The organism is Komagataeibacter ossonobensis (assembly GCF_057359305.1).
The window spans coordinates 1-1,032 of record NZ_JBXAYQ010000128.1 but is presented as its reverse complement, the minus strand read 5'-3'; the positions used below and the strand labels follow the sequence as shown (position 1 = coordinate 1,032).

At 42.7% G+C, this 1,032-nt stretch carries 1 protein-coding gene and 1 other annotated feature; the gene reads left to right on the top strand.

The window, feature by feature from the left end; genetic code table 11:
* Positions 1 to 595: 595 nt before the first annotated feature.
* Positions 596 to 1,032 (top strand): hypothetical protein (locus tag AC1RQ9_RS19015; RefSeq protein ID WP_485988149.1); only part of this gene is annotated, 437 nt, incomplete at its 3' end.
* Positions 929 to 1,032 (bottom strand) — a sequence feature (AL1L pseudoknot). This feature is flagged as partial in the annotation. (Overlaps the previous gene by 104 nt.)

The window sequence follows — 1,032 nt, the reverse complement described above, 5'->3', positions numbered from 1 at the left end:
TCCCCTTCGGACGGACTTCCTCGATCAAAGGCTCCCATACGGACCATGTGGTATCAGAAAAGACAGACTGCATCATGCTCATCATAAACAGATATGCAGTCCGTTCTATTATTAAATATCTGACAGGTCCCGGTAATTATTTTATATTTTAAATAAATATTACCTTTTTGTTAATACAATAACATCCTGTAAAATCGGTGTAGCTGGGAAAATATCATCAATTTCCAGTATTCTTCCCCAATGATTTTTTATATATTCATAACTATAAAAAATTTTACACTATATAAAGTATCAGATTACAAGATGAAAACCATTATATTTTCTGTAATAATATTTTTATTATAATATTTTTCATAATCGGGGTGAGTTGTTAATGCACTATACAAAGGCCAATCTGGCGTAATCTGGTTCCATGTCCTGTCACCGTGTATGGTAAGCCACGCAGTGCACCTGGTATTAAGAATACGACGCAGTTCCATTGGCCACGCCGTATCAAAAGTTTCAATGTGGGTAAAAACAGAAAAGCACTTATTAAATCAATACTTTTATCTTTTAGTGGCAGATTAGGTATTGATGTATTCTGGAAAGTTAGAACTTGTTTTGGCAGGAAGGTATTGCACCAGTCAACATGCTGCCGGTTTACTTTGTCGAGCGGGCATGGCGTACTTCTGTCGCTGATCGTTGTATGTTTCGGTTTTCTGCAAATGACGCCCTGCAGGCCCAGGTCACGCACCAGGCGCGCAACTGTGCACCGGACAACCGAAACATCCTCGCGATGCAGCTGCGATCAGACTTTTCGAACATCATAGACACTGAAATGCCTATTGAAGACATGAAGGATTTCGGGCTTGAGAACTTCATCCCGCCGTTCGCGTGTGAACCGGCGCTGCGGGTCGCATCGTTTCCACAACCGTTCGTAGTAGGCCGATGGGGAGACCTGCAGCATTCTGCAGATCGGCTCGACCCTATATTCCCGATGGTGCTCATCAATGAACATCGTCATCTCCGAAATGGGCGGTCGAGTTCCGCCTG